15 protein-coding genes and 1 other RNA gene are annotated in these 18,239 nt (G+C 62.8%); 10 read left to right on the top strand and 6 right to left on the bottom strand.

Translation table 11 applies throughout. The features are described from left to right. Positions 1-5 precede the first annotated feature (5 nt). Positions 6-1,541, top strand: coding sequence for a sodium:solute symporter (locus HU144_RS09110; protein WP_235351096.1), 1,536 nt, complete (start codon positions 6-8; stop codon positions 1,539-1,541). A gap of 327 nt (positions 1,542-1,868) precedes the next feature. Beyond that, on the top strand, positions 1,869-3,521 hold the full coding sequence (locus tag HU144_RS09105) for a thiamine pyrophosphate-binding protein (protein WP_235351095.1): 1,653 nt from the start codon (positions 1,869-1,871) through the stop codon (positions 3,519-3,521). Between the two features lie 168 nt (positions 3,522-3,689). Here the strand turns inward: HU144_RS09105 and ssrA are convergent. From ssrA to prfB, 6 genes are all read right to left on the bottom strand, one after another. Next, positions 3,690-4,066: a transfer-messenger RNA gene (gene ssrA, locus HU144_RS09100) on the bottom strand. Between the two features lie 154 nt (positions 4,067-4,220). Next, entirely contained in the window at positions 4,221-4,691 is a 471-nt protein-coding gene (gene smpB / locus HU144_RS09095; RefSeq protein ID WP_198396913.1) for an SsrA-binding protein SmpB, read from the bottom strand. 181 nt (positions 4,692-4,872) lie between these two features. Beyond that, complete coding sequence (locus HU144_RS09090) at positions 4,873-6,102, bottom strand: M23 family metallopeptidase (protein WP_235351094.1); 1,230 nt, start codon at positions 6,100-6,102, stop codon at positions 4,873-4,875. A gap of 1 nt (position 6,103) precedes the next feature. Next, positions 6,104-7,018: a permease-like cell division protein FtsX gene (gene ftsX / locus HU144_RS09085; protein WP_235351093.1), complete on the bottom strand. Its 915-nt coding sequence runs from the start codon at positions 7,016-7,018 to the stop codon at positions 6,104-6,106. After that, complete coding sequence (ftsE, locus tag HU144_RS09080; RefSeq protein ID WP_235351092.1) at positions 7,015-7,704, bottom strand: cell division ATP-binding protein FtsE; 690 nt, start codon at positions 7,702-7,704, stop codon at positions 7,015-7,017. Before ftsE ends, ftsX begins: the two co-directional genes overlap by 4 nt. A 432-nt stretch (positions 7,705-8,136) precedes the next feature. Beyond that, entirely contained in the window at positions 8,137-9,255 is a 1,119-nt protein-coding gene (gene prfB / locus HU144_RS09075) for a peptide chain release factor 2 (protein ID WP_143923462.1), read from the bottom strand. A gap of 440 nt (positions 9,256-9,695) precedes the next feature. Between prfB and HU144_RS09070 the strand changes: the two genes are divergently transcribed. The 8 genes from HU144_RS09070 (at position 9,696) to HU144_RS09035 (ending at position 18,236) form a co-directional block, all read left to right on the top strand. Further along, on the top strand, positions 9,696-10,919 hold the full coding sequence (locus HU144_RS09070; protein WP_235351091.1) for a CpaF family protein: 1,224 nt from the start codon (positions 9,696-9,698) through the stop codon (positions 10,917-10,919). After that, positions 10,916-11,845 (top strand): type II secretion system F family protein, encoded by a 930-nt coding sequence (locus HU144_RS09065; RefSeq protein WP_235351090.1) that lies wholly within the window; start codon positions 10,916-10,918, stop codon positions 11,843-11,845. The genes HU144_RS09070 and HU144_RS09065 overlap by 4 nt, the downstream gene beginning before the upstream one ends. Then, positions 11,842-12,780: a type II secretion system F family protein gene (locus HU144_RS09060; protein WP_235351089.1), complete on the top strand. Its 939-nt coding sequence runs from the start codon at positions 11,842-11,844 to the stop codon at positions 12,778-12,780. The genes HU144_RS09065 and HU144_RS09060 overlap by 4 nt, the downstream gene beginning before the upstream one ends. A gap of 111 nt (positions 12,781-12,891) precedes the next feature. After that, entirely contained in the window at positions 12,892-13,125 is a 234-nt protein-coding gene (locus HU144_RS09055; RefSeq protein WP_235351088.1) for a hypothetical protein, read from the top strand. After that, positions 13,122-13,526 carry a TadE family protein gene (locus HU144_RS09050; protein ID WP_235351087.1) on the top strand — a complete coding sequence of 135 codons (405 nt, stop codon included), beginning with the start codon at positions 13,122-13,124 and terminating at the stop codon, positions 13,524-13,526. Before HU144_RS09055 ends, HU144_RS09050 begins: the two co-directional genes overlap by 4 nt. Further along, on the top strand, positions 13,519-13,965 hold the full coding sequence (locus tag HU144_RS09045; protein WP_235351086.1) for a hypothetical protein: 447 nt from the start codon (positions 13,519-13,521) through the stop codon (positions 13,963-13,965). The genes HU144_RS09050 and HU144_RS09045 overlap by 8 nt, the downstream gene beginning before the upstream one ends. 4 nt (positions 13,966-13,969) lie before the next feature. Then, entirely contained in the window at positions 13,970-14,407 is a 438-nt protein-coding gene (locus HU144_RS09040; RefSeq protein WP_235351085.1) for a pilus assembly protein TadG-related protein, read from the top strand. A 142-nt stretch (positions 14,408-14,549) separates the two neighbouring features. Continuing rightward, on the top strand, positions 14,550-18,236 hold the full coding sequence (locus HU144_RS09035) for an FtsK/SpoIIIE domain-containing protein (protein ID WP_235351084.1): 3,687 nt from the start codon (positions 14,550-14,552) through the stop codon (positions 18,234-18,236). Positions 18,237-18,239: the final 3 nt, after the last annotated feature.

The following is an 18,239-nucleotide window of genomic DNA, read 5'->3' as shown; positions in this document are numbered from 1 at the left end:
TCGACGTGGACTCTCTAGTCGTCATCATCTATCTCGCCGCAATGGTGGGATTCGGAATCTGGGGCCGGTACAAGGCGAAGAATCAGGACGATTTCCTCGTCGCAGGCCGCCGCCTGGGCGGGTGGCTGTACACGGGCACGATGTCCGCCGTCGTCCTCGGCGGGGCCTCGACGATCGGCGGCGTCGGCCTCGGCTACACCTCGGGCCTGTCAGGGATGTGGCTCGTGTTCAGCATCGGCCTGGGCATCATCGTGCTGTCGCTGTTCTTCGCCCCGCGGATTCAGAAGCTGGAGATCTACACGGTCTCACAGATGTTGGAGCTGCGTTACGGAAAGGGCTCCCGCCTGGTCTCGGGCGCGATCATGACCGCCTACGGGCTGATGATCTCCACGACGTCGACGGTCGCCTATGCGACGATCTTCCACGCGCTCTTCGACATCAATAAGTTCTGGTCCGTGCTCATCGGTGGTGGAATCGTCATCCTCTACTCGATGCTCGGCGGAATGTGGTCGATCACGCTGACCGACTTCGTGCAGTTCTTCATCCAGACCATCGGCATCTTCCTCATCATGCTGCCGATCGTGCTGAGCAAATCCGGTGGCATCGGTGAGCTGTTCTCATCGCTGCCGGCCGAGCAGACCAGCCCGGTGGGCATCGGCTGGCAGGCGATTCTCGGCTACATCCTCATCTACACTCTGGGGCTGCTCATCGGACAGGATATCTGGCAGCGCGTGTTCACTGCCCGCAGCCCGGGCGTGGCCAGGTGGGGCGGCCTGTCGGCTGGCGTCTACTGCCTCCTCTACGCTGTGGCCGGTGCGCTCATCGGCATGGCCGCCACGAAGATCGTTCCCGGCATCGAAGTCCAAGACGATGTGTTCGTCGCCGTCGTCGATGCTGCGATGTCGCCTCTCCTGGGCGGACTCGTCCTCGCCGCGGCACTGGCCGCAATGATGTCGACGGCCTCCGGCTCGCTCATGGCGGCTGCGACGGTGTGCCGCCAGGACATCGTCGAACCCCTGCTTGCTCGCAAGGACATCGTTCCGGTGACCGCCGAAGCAGCCGGTGGGGTCAGTTCGTCCGGTGACGCCGATTCGGTGCACGGCGACGATTCTCCTCTCAGCTCCGGCGGGGCGACGAAGTCGACGCTGGTCAAGTCCCTGGTCCGCGAGACCGGAGACGAGATCCGTGATTCTCGCATCTACCTCATCGGACTCGGCGTCGTCACCCTCATCCTCGCGATGATCATGCCCAGTGTCGTCGAGGCACTGACGGTCGCCTACAACCTGCTGGTTGCCGGACTCTTCATTCCCATCCTCGGCGGTCTGATCTTCAAACGCGGCAACATCATCGGCGTCATGGCGGGCATGATCCTAGGTTCGCTCACCACGATCGTCATCATGATCACCATGGGAATCTACTCGAACGAGGCCATCTACCTGGGCCTCATCGCATCACTGCTCGGCTACGTCATCGGCTCCCTGGTATCGAAGCCGACACCACCAGAGGTCATGGCCGCATGGAAGGAACGCCTGAACAGGTAGCGGGCCCCCAACCACCAGCAGTCCCACAGCTGGCTGCGCCGCGGACCCGCCATCGAAAAACGCACGCTGCGTCGAATCTCTCATGCGCGCGTGCGTTTTTCGACGCTCGGCCCGTTTCGCGGTCCAGCTGAGTCCATGTGGCCCAGACGAACTTTGCCGACCGGCCTGCCGTGATCTATATTCGATGGTGTCAGGCCGGTGCCAACGTGGGATCCGGTTGCTGCCGAACAGCCGGCGCTCGAAAAAGGAGCGCGAAGCCGCGGGACCCGCGTGTGAGACATATATGGATCGTTCTCTTCCATATCTCTCATCCGCGAAAGGCCCCTGATGGCTCACACTTCGGCACACGTCGCCCACACTCTGGCCCGCCACATCGATGAAGTCTTCGGACTCATGGGCAACGGCAACGCCTACTTCCTCGACGCTCTTCTGACCTCCACCTCGGCGACCTACACTGCCGTTCGCCACGAAGCCGGTGCCGTCGTCGCCGCCGATGCGCACTTCCGCACCTCCGGCAGAATCGCCGCGGCCACCACCACCTACGGCGCCGGGTTCACGAACACCCTCACTGCGCTGGCCGAAGCCGCGCAGGCTAAAGTTCCACTTGTCCTTGTCGTCGGTGACGAACCCACGTCCGGCCCACGCCCCTGGGACGTCGACCAGATCGCCATGGCCTCGGCGGTGGGCGTGCGCACCTATACCGTCGGTCGCGTCGATGCGGCGGCCGCGACAGTCACCGCAATCGAACACGCGCTGACATACCGAGTGCCCGTTGTCCTCGCGATCCCCTACGATGTCGCAACCCTCGACATCGGTGAGATTCCCTCGGTTCCAGGACCCGGGCGGCCCACTCCCCTGGCACCCTCGTCCGAGTTCTCACAGACCTCGCTCGCTCGTCTGACGGCTGCCCTCGCCGAGGCGGAACGACCGATCCTGCTGGCCGGCCGAGGAGCGTGGTTGGCAGGTGCAGAGGCCGAGCTCGGCGCCCTGGCAGAAGCCACAGGGGCGTTGACTACGACGACCGCTCTTGGCCGCAATGTCTTCCCGGACGCTGACCATGACCTCGGCGTCGCCGGAGGATTCGGCGCCCCTGAGGCCATGGAGCGAATCCGTGAGGCGGACCTCGCCGTCGTCTTCGGGGCTTCGCTCAACCAGTTCACGATGCGCTTCGGCGAGCTGTTCCACCCGGTGACTGCGGTCTGGCAGATCGACACCGATGATCGGGCCACGAATGCCCGGGTCACCGGTTTCATCCGCAGTGATGTGAAACTTGCTGCCCGCGAGCTGGTCACACGACTGGAGGCCTCGGGTGCGGTGGCGAGCGGGTGGCGCGAGACCGTGGATACGGCTGCCGACCGTGCCTACGAAATGGGTACGGAATTCGCCGAGGATGGTCGCCTGGACCCACGTGCTGCGGCAGCACGCCTCGGTGAGCTGATGCCCGAGGACCGAGTTGTGGTCTCCGATGGTGGTCACTTCATCGCGTGGGCGAACATGTTCTGGGAGCCCAGCGCACCCGACCGTCTGGCGATGGTCGGCACTGCGTTCCAGTCGATCGGTCTCGGCTGGCACAGCGTTGCAGGAGCGGCACGCGCCAATCAGGATTCGACGATCGTTCTCACCACAGGCGACGGGGGTGGCGCCATGGCCCTGTCAGACCTCGACACCGCAATCCGTTCAGCCGGAGGCCGCGGCATGGCCGTCGTGTTCAATGATGCCGCATATGGTGCAGAGGTGAATCTGTACGGACTCAAGGGACTGAATAAGGCACCGATGCTCATCGATGAGATCGACTTCGCGGCGCTGGGCAGCGCCGCCGGAGGCCGCGGGGTTGCCGTCCACTCGCTGGCCGACCTCGAAGTCGTCAACGAATGGAAGGCGACTCCGGTCGACGATCGGAGGTTCCTGGTGCTTGACCTGCGGATCTCGGGTGCGGTCATTGCCCCGTATCAGGAGGAAGTCATCCGTGTGAACTCGTAGAGATCGGCGCTGACGTATCCAGGTTCTGGCCACTCAGACATCAAATTGCCAGAGTCGTTCAGTCCTGATCATTCGTGTTCTGGAGGTCGGGGAGAGACGAGTCCCTGGAACAAGGGTGCCGGGAACCAACAGAAAAAGCCCTGGGTTCACAAGGAACCCAGGGCTTTGAAGTGGAGATGGCGGGAATCGAACCCGCGTCCGTCGGCAGATTGTCAGGACTTCTCCGGGCGCAGTTCGTGAAGTAGTTTCTTAGGTTCTGGCCCTCACACGAACATGTGGACCAACGAACGGAGTTGAGTAAAAGTCCCACAGATACCCTCAACGAATATCTGAAGCAGTGGCTCCCTAAGCGACGCCAGGACCTAGAGTGGAAGCAACTCTAGACTGACGGATTCGCAGCTCGGCCTAATCAGGCAGCGAGGGCGAAATCGGTGCGGTTATTAGACTTAGCACCTATTGTTTTGCAGAGGACATTAACGAGATGACTCTACATTCTCGGCCCGCTTCTCCCGTCGCAGTGTCCGACGTCGAAACCGATCATCCCCATATTCTTTTACCAAAACTGCCCAGCTCATCCACCTGCGCAAACAGGCTCATGCGCCGACCAGAATAACCAGCATACTCCCACAACACCACACGACCCAATTGCATTCCCGCGGACGGGAATTCAATCAGATCTTCGATGTCAGAGGGCCAGGTTCAGAGGAACTGCTTGGACTTGATCGCCCGCTCAGCCTCACGCTTGTCCTGCGCTTCACGCAGGGCCTGACGCTTGTCCCATTCACGCTTGCCCTTGGCCAACGCGATCTCGACCTTGACGCGCGATCCGTCGAAGTACAGCTCCAGCGGAATGAGGGTGCGCCCCGACTCCTTGACCTTCTGCGACAGTCGGAGAATCTCCTCGCGGTGCAGCAGCAGCTTCCGGCGACGGCGCGCAGTGTGGTTCGTCCATGTCCCCTGTGCGTACTCGGGAATGTAGACACCCTCCAGCCACGCTTCGTTCTGGAAGATCAGCGCAAACCCGTCGGTCAGCGACGCCCTGCCCTCTCGCAGTGACTTCACTTCGGTTCCGCTCAGCACGAGACCGGCCTCCCACGTATCTTCGATGAGATAGTCGTGGCGCGCCTTACGGTTCCTCGCGATGACTTTCTTGCCAGTTTCCTTCGGCATGACCGGCCTCCTTCCTCTGTCTCAAATCAGCCTGTCCGGCCCCGGCTTTCAGTCTCAGAAGACTGCTCAACCGGGTAGACACGCAGACCCACAATTCTATCTCAATGATATCGCGTGCGAAAGGCCACGGTGCCGCCTACCGAAGGCTCACCTCGGCGAGGCCGGGCTCAATCGGCTGCGGTCAGGAGATGTAGGGCATCGGATCGACGTATCCGCCGTTCTTCATGACCTCGAAGTGCAGATGGCAGCCGGTGGATGCGCCGGTCGTACCCGAATCCGAGATGACCTGACCCTTCTTCACCTTCTGACCATCGTGGACCTTGAGGTCCGTGTTGTGGTTGTACGTCGAGGCGATCGAGTCGCCCTTGATCTTTCCGTGGGAGATGACGACGCGGTTGCCGTAGCCGCCTGTCCATCCCGAGGTCACGACGATGCCGTCGCCGGCGGCCCGGATCGGGGTGCCGCAGGGGACGCCGAAGTCGGTGCCCGAGTGCAGCTTCTTCGCACCGGTGATCGGGTGGATACGGTAGCCGAAGGGCGAGGTGATGGGATACCCCTCGGCCGGATTGGCCAGCTCGCCGTCTCCATAGACGAACTTGCCCTTCTTCTCCTGCTCCTTCTCCCACTCGCGAACCTTCTTCGCCAGCCGGTCCTGTTCGTCCTGCTCCTTCTGCAGCTGTTCCTCGGTCGTGGCTTTGTTGTCAGAGATCGTCTTCTCCGCATCGTCCTTCGCGGAGATGATGTCGGCCAGGCTATCGGACTTCTTCTTCGCGTCGATCTGTGCAGCCTCTTTGGCCAACACCGCCTCGGCGGCTTCGTCCTTGAGGTCCGAGATCTCATCGGTGACACCCGAAAGGCGCTCCTCGTTGTTCTTGTTGACCGCTCGCTGCTCGGAGAGGTTGTCGATCGTGCGCTGCTGTGACCGGACGGCGGAGTCCACGCGCCCGATTCCACCGTCGGCGCTTGTCCCCTCGGCCATCTGCAGCAGCATCGCCAGGTCAGAGGTGATGCCCGAGTTCTGATATGCCTGACGCCCGATGCGCGCGGCAGAGGTCTTGTGCTTGTCGATCTCCTCCGCGCCGTCCTTGATCGAGGTCCTGAGGTCCGACTGTGCATTCTCCGCCGAGGTGAGCCGAGCGGCCATGGCGTCATCCTTCTCGATGGCCTCACTCAGAGCATCGTCGGCCTTCTTCGACGCGGCCTCAGCGTCGGGCAGCTTCTCTTCCGCCGCGTCGCGTTCGGCGATGACTCGGGCCAGGTCCTCGTCGAGTCCCTCGAACTCCTGCTGGAGCTCCTTGACCCGGTCATCGACCTTGCTCTTGTCATCGCGGGGATTGGCCCCCGCCGAGCTGACGGGCAGGATGACAGCCAGCACCGCTGCCGTAACCGCTAAGCCGAGTCTGCGTTTCATGTCAGACCTTCGTGTACTTATTCAAGGTGATCAGGGATGATGCACCGGCCATGATCACACCGATGGCGATGAGGATCGGGGCAACGATGAGGACGTTGACTCCGGAGATCAGGCTGAAGCCCGTCGCCTGCGCTTCCAGCCAGCCGCTGACGCCGAAGTGGACGAGGAGTCCCAGTGCACCGGCAGACAGGGTCGCACCGATCGCCGAGGCGATGACACCTTCGAGCAGGAACGGAAGTTGGATGAAGGTGTTCGACGCACCCACCAGGCGCATGATTCCCGTCTCGCGTCTCCTTGAGAACGCAGAGAGTCGGATGGTCGTGGCGATGAGCAGCATGGCGCACAGCAGCATGATTCCGGCAATCGCGACCGCGACGACGGTGGCGATATTGAGGACGCTGAACAGGCGATCGAGGAGCTGGTTCTGGTCAACGACCTCCTCGACGCCCTGGGTCGAGGAGAACGATTCTTTGATGATGTCGTACTTCTCAGCGTCCTGGAGTTTGACCCTGAACGACTCGTTCATCTCGTCTTCGGGAACGGTGCCTTCGAGGCTGGTGCCCTTGAACTGGTCCTGGAAGTGCTCGAAGGCCTCACCTTTGTCTTCGAAGTAGACCTCGTCGACGTAGGGGGCAAGCTCTGAGCTCTTCAGCTGATCTTCGATGTTCTTCTTCTGCGTATCGGTGGCTTCGCCTTCGACGCAGTTGGTGGCTTCGGAGTCGGGTGGGCACAGGAAGACGGAGACCTGGACGCGGTCGTACCAATAGTCCTTCATCTGGCCCACCTGCATCTGCAGCAGGATCGCGGCGCCGACGAAGAGCAGGGACACAAAGGTCACGAGCACCACGGACAGGACCATGGACACGTTCTTGCGCAACCCTGACCAGACCTCGGAGAGGATGAATCCGGCCCTCATGAGGCGACTCCGTACGTGCCCTCTTCGACGTCGCGGACGATGATCCCCTCGGAGAGTTCGATGACTCGTTTTCGCATCCGGTTGACGATCTCTCCATCGTGAGTGGCCATGAGCACTGTGGTTCCGTTGCGGTTGATCTTCTCAAGCACCGACATGATGTCGGCGCTTGTGGTCGGGTCGAGGTTGCCTGTGGGCTCATCGGCGAGCAGGATACCCGGCTTGTTGACGACGGCACGGGCAATGGCCACCCGCTGCTGCTCACCGCCGGAGAGTTCGCTGGGGTAGCGCTTCTCCTTACCGGCCAGTCCGACGGTCTCGAGCACATCGGGGACCAGGGTCGACATGGACGCCCGGGATTTGCCGATGACCTGGAGGGCGAAGGCGACGTTGGCGAAGACGGTCTTGTTCGGCAGCAGGCGGAAGTCCTGGAAGACTGTGCCGATCCCCCGCCGCAGGTAGGGCACCTTCCAGCTGGGCATCTTCACGACCGATTTTCCGGCGATGTGGATGCGCCCGGTGCTGGGGACCTCTTCGCGCAGAATGAGGCGGATGACCGTGGACTTACCCGAGCCCGAAGCCCCGACGAGGAACACGAATTCTCCGCGCTCGGCCTCGAACGAGATGTCGTCGAGTGCTCTGCGGGAGCGTGCGTCGTAGGACTTCGAAACTGAGTCGAATTTGATCAAGAGGGTCTTCAATCATGTCGCGGATGGCTCGGCCGCTTCCACTGTACGTAACAGCTCCGTCATGTTCTGGGAGGCTCAAGGGCGTGTGTTGCGCATCGGAGGAAGTTCACAGCCGCCGAGGCGCGAGCTCGGCATGCGCGGGAAGAGGCACTATCGCCAGCCCCGCTGGAGGCAGAGCTTTCGCCAGCCCCGCTGGAGGCGCAGCTTTCGCCGACAGCTTTCGACGGCAGCTTTCGACGGCAGCTTTCGACGGCAGCTTTCGACGGCAGCTTTCGACGGCAGTTGAGTGTGGGCTTGCGTTCGAATTCCTCGAGAAAAACGAACGCAAGCCCACACTCAAAGCTGTCAGTCACGCAATCGTCACTGAATTCCGCATGCCGCGGCTGAAGGTCAGCCTGTTGTGGCTGAGGGTCAGCCTGCTGCGGCCAGAGGTCAGGAAGCCTCTTCGGCCATCTCCTGCTCCTTGCGCCAGCGGATTCCGGCTTCGATGAGGCCGTCGAGGTCACCGTCGAAGACGTTCGAGGGGTTGTTGACCTCGTAGCCGGTGCGCAGGTCCTTGACCATCTGGTACGGGTGGGTGACGTAGGAGCGCATCTGGTCGCCCCAGCTGGCCTTGATGTCACCGGCCAGTTCCTTCTTCTGCGCTGCCTCTTCCTTGCGCTTGAGGTCAAGGAGGCGTGACTGCAGCACGCGCATCGCGGCTTCGCGGTTCTGGATCTGGGACTTCTCGTTCTGCATGCTGACGACGACGCCGGTGGGTTCGTGCGTGATGCGCACGGCCGAGTCGGTCGTATTCACGGACTGACCGCCGGGACCCGATGACCGGTAGACGTCGATGCGCAGGTCGTTCTCATCGATTTCGACGTGGTCAGTGGATTCGATGAGCGGCACAACCTCGACGGCGGCGAAGGAGGTCTGGCGACGTCCCTGGTTGTCGAAGGGACTGATGCGCACGAGACGGTGGGTGCCGGCTTCCACGGAAAGTGTTCCGTAAGCGTAGGGGGCGTTGACCTGGATCGTGGCGGACTTGATGCCCGCGCCCTCAGCGTAGGAGGTGTCCAGCTGCTGCACGTTGTACCCGCGGTTCTCGCCCCAGCGGATGTACATGCGGATGAGCATCTGCGCCCAGTCGGTGGCGTCGTCGCCGCCGGCGCCGGAGCGCACAGTCACGACGGCCGAACGCTCGTCGTATTCGTGGTTGAGCAGCGTCGAGATCTCGAGCTCGGCCAACTGGTCGTGAAGCTTCTTGAGGTCACGTTCGGCTTCGACCTTCGAGTCCTCATCGCCCTCGTCCTCGGACATCTCGATGAGCAGCTCGGCATCGTCGATGCGTTCACCGAACTTCTCGAGCTTCTCCAGGGTTCCCTGCTTGTGCGAGAGCGTGGCCGAGATCTTCTGCGCCGAGTCCGGATCGTCCCAGAAGGACGGCGCCGATGCCTGCTCCGTCATCTCGGCGACCTCGGAGCGAAGGTTGTCCAGATCGGACACATCCAGGATCGCCTTGTAGGTCTGACGGAGGTTGGCGATTTCAGCAGAATAATCAATGGCCATAATGAGTCAAGCCTAGTGCATCGCGGCCCTCAGGCTTGAATCCTCGGCGCCGACTCCCAGCGACGACCGGCGCCGAGGTGGTACGTCATGTCGTACCACCTCGGCGCGGGATCGGGTGGGCACCGGCACAGTTGAGCGCCACCGGCAGGAGATCAAGTCATCCCGCCGGTGACGCGGTCCGTAGTGCGCGAGGCTTGAGCGGAAAGCCCTGCAACAGTGATGAGAATCTATACCCGATTACGGGAATGCGCAATGCGGATGCAGTGTCGAGTCGACCCTGAATCTTCGTGCTGAAACTACAGTTATGACATTTTCCCGCCACGAAGAGAGTTATCCACAGATTCGAGAAATCACTGGATTCTTGATTCGACTACATATAGGTTAAAAACAAATCCAGCTGTTAGAAACATGATTCGTATTCGGGACGCCAGGGGTTCAATGTGGAAGCCACCGAGGTCATCAAGAGCGAAGTTCATAAGAGGATCAGAGACCTCGACGTGGACCCTCGCGCCGATATGCAACGCTCGCGAGAGGTCATTCGCACTGTCATCTCTGAGTACGACGAGCGCAGCCTGGTCGCGGATCTTCCGCCCTTGGAAGACAAGGAAGCCACGTTTCGCTCCATCGACAACCAGCTTTCGGGCTTCGGTGCGCTGCAGGACTATTTCGATGATCCCCGGGTCGAAGAGATCTGGGTCAACTCTCCCAGCGAAGTCTTCATCGCCATCGACGGGCTCCATCAGCTGACGACGACGAAACTGACCGCAGGTGAACTCGATGATCTCATCGAGAGAATGCTGCGCACCTCAGGTCGTAGGGTCGACCTGTCACAGCCATTCGTCGATGCCATGCTTCCCGACGGCTCCCGACTCCATGTCGTCCTGCCCGATATCACCCGTTCCTTTCCTGCGGTCAACATTCGCAAATTCATTCAGCGTCCGCGCAACCTCGCCGGCCTCGTCGCCCAGAGATCCCTGACACCGGCGGCCGCCAGATTCCTTGATGCGGCAGTGGCCAGCGGTGCGAATATCTTAGTCTCCGGGGCAACCCAGGCCGGCAAGACCACCATGCTCAATGCTCTGGCCGGTTCCATTTCCGCCAGAGAGCGCATCATCTCCTGTGAAGAGGTCTTCGAACTCAACCTGCCCAGCCGCGACTGGGTTCCGATGCAGTGTCGCCAGCCGTCTCTTGAGGGCACCGGCGAGGTCACCCTGCGCTCTCTGGTCAAGGAAGCTCTGCGCATGCGACCGACCCGCATGATCGTCGGGGAGGTCCGTGAGGCCGAGAGCCTCGACCTGCTTGTGGCCTTGAATTCCGGCCTGCCCGGCATGGGAACGATCCACGCGAACTCCGCCCGCGCCGCGATCACGAAGATCTGCACTCTGCCGCTTCTGGCCGGGGCCAACATCTCCTCTTCCTTCGTCGTCCCCACCGTGGCAGTGAGCATCGACGTCGTCGTCCACCTGCGACGTGACGCGAACGGGACCCGCCTCGTCAGTGAGATCTGCGCCGTCCCCGGTGGCGTCGAAGGCGACGTCGTCGAACTCGACACGATCTTCCATTCGCCGCAGGGACAGCTGGTTCGTGGACAGGGGTTCGGCCACCTCGGCGAACGATTCGCCGCCATCGGCAAAGATCTCCATTCCATTCTGGAAGCCGCATGAGCTATTCCCAATTCAGTCTTCTCATCGGCGCGTGCTTCGGCGCCGGTCTCTTCCTACTGTGGATGTCGCTGTGGCAGAAACAGTCGAAGAGACGGGTGCAGCGACGATGGGTACGCGAACTCGACGACATGCTCACCGGGGCCGGCTTCCCACGGCTGCACCCGAGCCACCTGATCCTCATCTCGATCGCCGTCTTCATCATCGTCAGCGTCGTCGCCACTGTCCTCACCGGCTCCTGGGCGATCGCCTTGTGCTTCGGTCTCTTCGCCTCGTGGCTGCCGCACAGACTGCTTCAACATCGTGCTCGGAGCAAACAGGTGATGCGCCGCGAACTGTGGCCCGAGACCCTTGACCATCTCAATTCCGGTGTGCGCGCCGGCCTGTCACTGCCCGAGGCTCTGAGTTCGCTGGCCCACCGGGGGCCTGAACCTCTGCGACCGCTGTTCGAAGTCTTCGCCGAGGAGTACCGGGCCAGCGGCTCTTTCGCCATCGCCCTTGAACGCTTCCGCCAGGTCAGCGCCGACCCTGTGGCCGACCGGATCGTCGTCGCACTCAGCGTGACCAGGCAGGTCGGCGGAAGTGACCTCGGCACGATGCTGCGAGCCCTCGCCCAGTTCGTCCGCGACGATGCCCGCACCCGCAATGAACTCTCCGCCCGGCAGCAGTGGACGGTCAACGGTGCTCGGCTGGCGGTGGCCGCTCCCTGGGTGGTGCTCGCGTTCCTGTCGACCCGGCCGGAGACAGCGGCTGCCTACAACTCCCAGACCGGTCTGCTTCTCCTGGCCTCCGGATTCGTCGTCTCGCTGCTGGCATATCAGGCGATGAAGCGGATCGGCAGGCTCCCGCAAGAACCGCGTGTCATTGAAGGATCATCCCTGTCCTCCTCGTCGTTCCGCCGCTCGGCCGAAGGCAGTGAGGTGCTGTGAGCGCGCTGACCGATCCGCTCACAATCCTTGCTCTCGGGGCTTTCAACGGGCTCGCACTCTGCATCTTCGTCCTCTCCCTGCCGCCTCTGCGGCGACCAACGCTGTCATCTCGCATCGCACCGTATCTGCGTGATCAGGAATCACTGGTCGACATCTACGCTCCGCCGACTCCCCGCACGGAGGGGCTGCTGGGACTGCTCAAGTCCGCCACGTTCGGCGCCACCATGTGGGTGACATCCCGGATCACCACCGACGCCACATTGAACCTGCGGATCAACCGGCTCGGCGGGGGTGCATCCCTGGAGCGCTTCCGCATCAACCAGGTTCTGAGCATTCTGGCAGGCATGATCGCCGCGGGATGCGTGGCCGGCCTGCTCTCGGCTCAACGCGGCTTCTCCCCCGTTGTCACCCTCGTTCTCATCATCAGCGGCGGCATCGCCGGACACATCACCAACGACTGGCGCCTGAGCCAAGCCATCGCTCGTCACGAGTCGCGTGTCCTCGCAGAGTTCCCCACCGTCGCCGAACTCCTTGCCCTGTCCATCACCGCTGGTGAGGGAATTGTCGAAGCACTCGAACGGGTGTGCCGCACCTGTTCGGGAGACCTCATCGATGAGCTGCGCACAGCGCTGGCGACGACGCGAACCGGGACACCACTCGTCGATGCGCTCGACGCGATGGCCACCAGGATCGCCATCCCCGAGATCGTGCAGTTCGTGGACGGTCTGGCCGTGTCGATGACCCGCGGAACCCCGCTGGCGGAGGTCCTCCGCGCCCAAGCTGCCGATGTGCGGGAACAATCACGGCGTCGTCTGCTCGAGCTGTCGGGGAAGAAGGAGATTGGAATGTTGGTGCCTGTGGTCGTCTTCGTGCTCCCGGTGACCGTCATCTTCGCCGTCTTTCCCTCACTCACCGTCCTCGACCTGAGCCCATGATCTGCGTCCATGACCTGAGCCGACGCGCACTCGCAGCCCGGTCCCGCCACCGTCTGATCGCCTCAGCATCTGATTAGCCCGCCAACCGATTGCACTGCAGAAGGAGACACCATGTTCCACCACCTGATGAACCGATTCGCTGTGTTCGTCATCGGCCTCTCAACTGACGACCCAGACCGCCGAGGCGAGCGCCGAGGTGACCGACCGGACCGTGGTGATGTTCCCGGCTGGGTCCTCATCACGCTGATGACAGCTGGTTTGGTCGTCGCCTTGTGGGCATTGGCCGGCGAAGCCTTCACCTCGATGTTCCAGGACGCGATGAACAAGGTTCGGGGCGCCGGGTGAGTCACCAGGACTGCAAAGCTCGGGCTGATTCCGGTTCCGCGATCGCCGAGTTCGCCCTCATCGGTTCGCTCCTGGCGCTCGTGTTGGCTGGAACCCTGCAGATCGGTCTGGTCATCCACGTCCGCAACACCGTCATCGATTCGGCCATCGCCGGTGCCCGCCAAGCCAGCCTCGCCGATCAGTCAATGGCAGACGGCAAACGCCTGGCTTCCGAGCTCATCACCGTATCTGTGGGCGAGCGCTATGCTCAGTCGATCACCGTCACAACGGGGGAACGCGGTCAAGTCGACATCGTCGAGGTCCGAGTGCGGACGCCGTTGCCCGTCCTCGGCCTGTGGGGTCCTGCCGAGGTGTGGGATCTGAGCGGACGGTCCATCGTTGAGGACGTCGACAGTGACTGAGACTGACGCACAGATGCCGGAGGACCATCCCGATGCGGGCACGGCCGTCATCGAATTCATCTTCGCCTCGATCGTGCTGCTCATCCCCGTCGTCTATCTCATGCTCGCGATCTCCCAGCTGCAGGCCGCCAGCTATGCCACCACGTCGACGGCGATCTCGGCCTCCCGGATCGCCGCCCGCGATGCCGACCCCTCCGAACGCAGGGCCCATCAAGTTGCCGACATGCATTTCACCGATTTCGGACTCACCGGTGTCCCCATCACCATCGACTACTCATGCTCTGGACCCTGTGGACAGGCAGGTTCCCTCATCACCGCACGGGTCGAGACGAAGGTGTCTCTGCCCGGGTTCCCGCTCCTCTTCGGCACCAAGCATTCGCCGCACATCACTCTTCGTGCCACCCACACCGATGTCGTCGCCACCGCAGGTGAGGCCTGAGATGATGCCAAAGCAGCACCGGGGCCACGCGGATGAAGGGTCGATCACTCCACTGGCGATCGGCTTCGTCGTCATCGCCCTGCTGCTGGCCTTCCTCATCGCAGCGCTGACGGATCTGCACATGACCAGACGAGAATTGCAGAGCGTGGCGGATTCTGCGGCGCTGGCCGCCTCCGACTCGTTCGAACCGGCTCCCGGCAGTGAGCCCGGGCTCGTGTTCTCACCACCTGCTGCGAAACGAGCTGCCAGTCGCTATGTCGCCGCGGTGCCGACCCCGCAGGGACTGCACAATGTGGAGCTCAGTGCCGATGCGGACGGGCAGCATTCGGTCGTGATCCGTCTGCGAGCCGACTACACGCCCGCGCTGCTGTCACGTTTCGTCCCCGACCTCATCGAGCTGCAGGCCACCGCATACGCTCGGGGCTCGCTGCGCATTTCGTGAGGCTCCAATCCAACGACTCCGACGTGTTCTCCTGTTGATGTCTCCCCCACTTCTGCTCGAATAGCCTGTGGACACAGGCTTCTTGTCCACAGCGGGGTGAGAAGCCCTTGCCCGGTGCGGCACAGCTCGTGATCCTGAGAGCATGAACACGCTCGGCCTCATTCATCGCATCGACGCCAATGCGAACATTCGCACCGATGTGATCGAGGCAGACTCTGAGCTGCCAGTCCTTGAGGTATTTCGCACCGTCTTCGGTCCTATCCTGACCTCGGCCGACCTCGTCGCAGGCAACCGACTGCCGAGGGACCCCGGCACACAAGAGAACCCGGAGACCATGGTGAGATCCATGGCTTGGGGGCGGTGGCAGTCGCTGAACCCTGTCACAGTTCTCGGAGTGTTCCTTCTCTGTCGCGGATCCGGATCTGCTTCCGTCTCAGTGCTCGCGGGGCCCGATTCGGGGTTCACAATCGGCATCGACCCCCGCTCCCCTCTGCTCAGCCGCATCAGCCATCCCGACTGTCTGACCATCGTCGACCCTTGCATGTCCCGCCAGCCAGCGCGACTGGAGCTGAGTCCGGCCAGAGAGCGAACATACTCGTCGTTGGGCACCACGATCTTCGCACCGACCTCCCCTGCCAGAACCCAGGCCAGTGAAGCCTGCTCACGCCTTCCCCTTCCTCGAGCCTCCACCAGCACCGGGCGCGAGCCCACACACGTGGCGCCCGCAGCCATCGACGACCCTCGCCCCGCGAAACCTCCCCAATGGTGGGCATTCCTCATCCCCATCGCCATCGGTGGAGTGCTCGCGCTCGTCACCGGAATGTGGTGGTTCCTCCTCTTCAGCGTCTCCGCACCCATCTCCGGATACGTCGCCTATGTCATGGAGAAACGTCGGTACGTCCGCGATTGCGCCCGATGTGTCATCGACCGACGAGCAGCGGTCGAGACAGCACGGCAGAGCTTGGACACCCTGGTCGCCGAACACAGACTCTGGCTGCAGACCAGTTCGGGTCTGTGCCTCGGCTTCGGATCTGCTCGCAGCCCCATCACCATTGCCGATGAACTCCGCGAGGGCACCAACCATTTCGATGGAGCGGTCATCATCGACGACGTGCCGCTTCGCATCGACCCGCGCACAACCTCGGTGACTGTCACAGGCGATCACGAACAGCTGCGTCGCATGGCCCTGTCCTGGTTGGCCGACTCCACCTACGACTGGCGCCCCTCTCCTGAACTGCTCCGACTGCCGGAGCTGCAGGGAAGCCGCCACGAGGACCAAAGCGAGTCGACGATCGACGTGCGGTTATCCGACCAGAATCCGACGACGCTGCAGCTGCACGCACCTGCGCCCACCGCATCGATCTCGCTGTCCCTGGGCAGTCTGGCCCAGGCACGCACCGACGACTCATCGGCAGCAGACGGCCCAGTGCCGGGCAGAACGCTCATCGCCGCACTCATGCCACCCGGCCGGTACCTCACCCTCGACCAACGGCAGGTGAGCAGAACCGGGGCCGAGAGGCTGCCGAACCACGGCCTCGGCGACCTCTACGACGACGGGCGACAAGCCATTCGCCACCGCTGGGCACGAACTCCTCCCGGGCCGGTGACGATCGGACGCGGAGACGACGGGGACGTCACCCTCGACCTCTTCAACGACGGTCCCCACGCCCTCGTGGCGGGCACGACCGGCAGCGGGAAATCCATTCTGCTCCAGACCTGGCTGCTTGCAATGGCCCTGGAACACCCACCTCGGCGGCTGACGTTCGTCCTCATCGATTTCAAGGGTGGGGCGACATTTGCCCCGTTGGAGGATCTGCCGCACACGGACAGCGTCCTCGATGATTTCGATTCGGCAGCGGCCTTCCGCGCATTGGTCTCCGTCCGTGCCGAGATCACCCGTCGCGAACGGCTCTTGGCCGATCACGGATGCTCCGATGTCCTCGAACTCGACGATCCCCCGCCGAGGCTGGTCGTCGTCATCGACGAATTCCACGCACTCATGGCGACCCATCCGAAGGCAGCTGATCTGCTGGAGCACCTGACAGCGCTGGGCCGGTCCTTGGGAGTGCATCTGATCCTCGCCACGCAGCGCCCGCTCGGCGTCGTCACCGGACAGATGAAGGCCAATATCAACATCAGGGTGTGCCTGCGCGTGCGCGAGGATGCGGACTCCTTCGACGTCATCGGTGTCAACGATGCCGCACATCTGCCGCCGGACAGACCGGGAGCGGCGTGCCTCGACTCGGGTTCGTCGGTCGTTGAGTTCCGGGTCGCGGTCCCCACCTCCACTTCTGCCGCCGCCGAGGTGCGTCATCGGCCTCGTCTCCGACCGTGGGAGCCCGGCCGAGGTCTTCCCACCCAACACAGCGTCAACGGAATCCGCGTCGGCAATCTCCAACAGGCCCATCGTGAGTCCTGCGAGCAATCACAGCTATCGCCTCATCCACTTCGTCCTGTGGTTCTCCCACCACTGCCCGATCCTGAGAATGTCCCTGTGCTGCTCTCATCGTTGTCTGGTGAGGGTGGCTCAGAAGAGAATGATCCAGGGGTGACGGGCACCACGGTGACCGGGATCGTGGACATTCCCAGCCACCAGAAGCAGAGCACCTGGTCATATTCTCCTGCTGTCGATGGCTCGACCATCATCGTCGGCACCGATCCTGATGTCATCACGTCAGTCATGCGACGAATGGCATCCAGTGCCGCTGCGACTCACCGCATCGTGGCGCTGGGACGCATCGCATCGTCTATGGGCTGGGCCGAAGTCACCTGCGGAATGGACACCGGGTGGCGGTTCCACACGATCCTCGACCATCTGCACCGTACTCCTGCAGGAGGAGACGGTCCCACCGGCGCAGACCTGCCGGCCACGATCATTGTCTGCAGCAACTGGAATGAGTTCATCGACTCCATGGACCACCAGATGGCCGCCGAGACGGAACGGCTGCTCAAACACGGATCTGGCTTGGGGTTGACGTTCCTGTTGGCCGGGTGCCGCACGTCTACGAGCACAAGCGCGGCCTTCACATCACAGGTGATCTTCCCGCCCGGTGCAGGAGGTGATGGACTCAGCGTCGGACTGTCTCGGCAGCGGTTCGTCGGAACATGGCCCGAATACAGGGCAGTGCTCGTCGGCCCCAGTGCGCAGGAGGCCGGCGGTGACGGCGCCGATGTGCAGCTGGTGCCGCACCGGCAGAATATCGCCCGGGCGGACGACTGCGATGACGGGCGCGGACGCTTCAGACCACGATGGCGCGGACTCACGGTGGCACCGGGACTCACGGAGGCGCCGGGACACGTGGCCGCGCGGCTGGATTCGGCGAGCACGGGGATCCCGCTGGGAATCGACCCCTTCGGGACGCTCGTCGTGTGGAATCCGGTCCGTGACGGAGAGGTTCTCAGTGTCCGCGGATCACCGCAGTCTGGCAAGAGTGCGACCGCGGCCATGCTGCGGCAGACGTGCTCCGCTGCGGCGGCAGTCAGCAGTCGGGCGCTCACGGTCCATGACGATGCGCATCAGGAGACGAAACCGGACGCCTTCGATCTCCTCGACGGCGGCCTGCATGTCGTGACCATGCCGGTGCGGTTCACTCCCGGCTACGGTTCCCCCTTGGCTAAGGTGCAGGGCTTGGGTCCGATGCTGATCCTCGGTGCCCACAGTAGGCAGGACCTCAGCAATCTGGGTCTGCTCAGGCTGCCGCCACTCGATGGGGATCCGGGGACGGCATGGTTCGTCACCGAGCAGCGAACTCAAGCTGTGAGGCTCTTCTCAGCGGAGAGGCTCTTCTCAGCTGAGAGAACCGCTGATCTCACGGTGGAGGTCGTCTGACCG

It is taken from the genome of Brevibacterium sp. UCMA 11752, from assembly GCF_021532235.1.
Classification (GTDB): domain Bacteria; phylum Actinomycetota; class Actinomycetes; order Actinomycetales; family Brevibacteriaceae; genus Brevibacterium; species Brevibacterium antiquum.
The sequence above is the reverse complement of the archived record's forward strand: the minus strand, read 5'-3'. Positions and strand labels throughout refer to the sequence as shown.

Bases quoted from the DNA above. Each gene is read 5' to 3' on its own strand.
- HU144_RS09105 (WP_235351095.1), top strand. From the start codon at position 1,869: ATGGCTCACACTTCGGCACACGTCGCCCACACTCTGGCCCGCCACATC.
- smpB (WP_198396913.1), bottom strand. From the start codon at position 4,691: ATGCCGAAGGAAACTGGCAAGAAAGTCATCGCGAGGAACCGTAAGGCG.
- HU144_RS09090 (WP_235351094.1), bottom strand. From the start codon at position 6,102: ATGAAACGCAGACTCGGCTTAGCGGTTACGGCAGCGGTGCTGGCTGTC.
- ftsX (WP_235351093.1), bottom strand. From the start codon at position 7,018: ATGAGGGCCGGATTCATCCTCTCCGAGGTCTGGTCAGGGTTGCGCAAG.
- prfB (WP_143923462.1), bottom strand. From the start codon at position 9,255: ATGGCCATTGATTATTCTGCTGAAATCGCCAACCTCCGTCAGACCTAC.
- HU144_RS09065 (WP_235351090.1), top strand. From the start codon at position 10,916: ATGAGCTATTCCCAATTCAGTCTTCTCATCGGCGCGTGCTTCGGCGCC.
- HU144_RS09055 (WP_235351088.1), top strand. From the start codon at position 12,892: ATGTTCCACCACCTGATGAACCGATTCGCTGTGTTCGTCATCGGCCTC.
- HU144_RS09040 (WP_235351085.1), top strand. From the start codon at position 13,970: ATGCCAAAGCAGCACCGGGGCCACGCGGATGAAGGGTCGATCACTCCA.
- HU144_RS09035 (WP_235351084.1), top strand. From the start codon at position 14,550: ATGAACACGCTCGGCCTCATTCATCGCATCGACGCCAATGCGAACATT.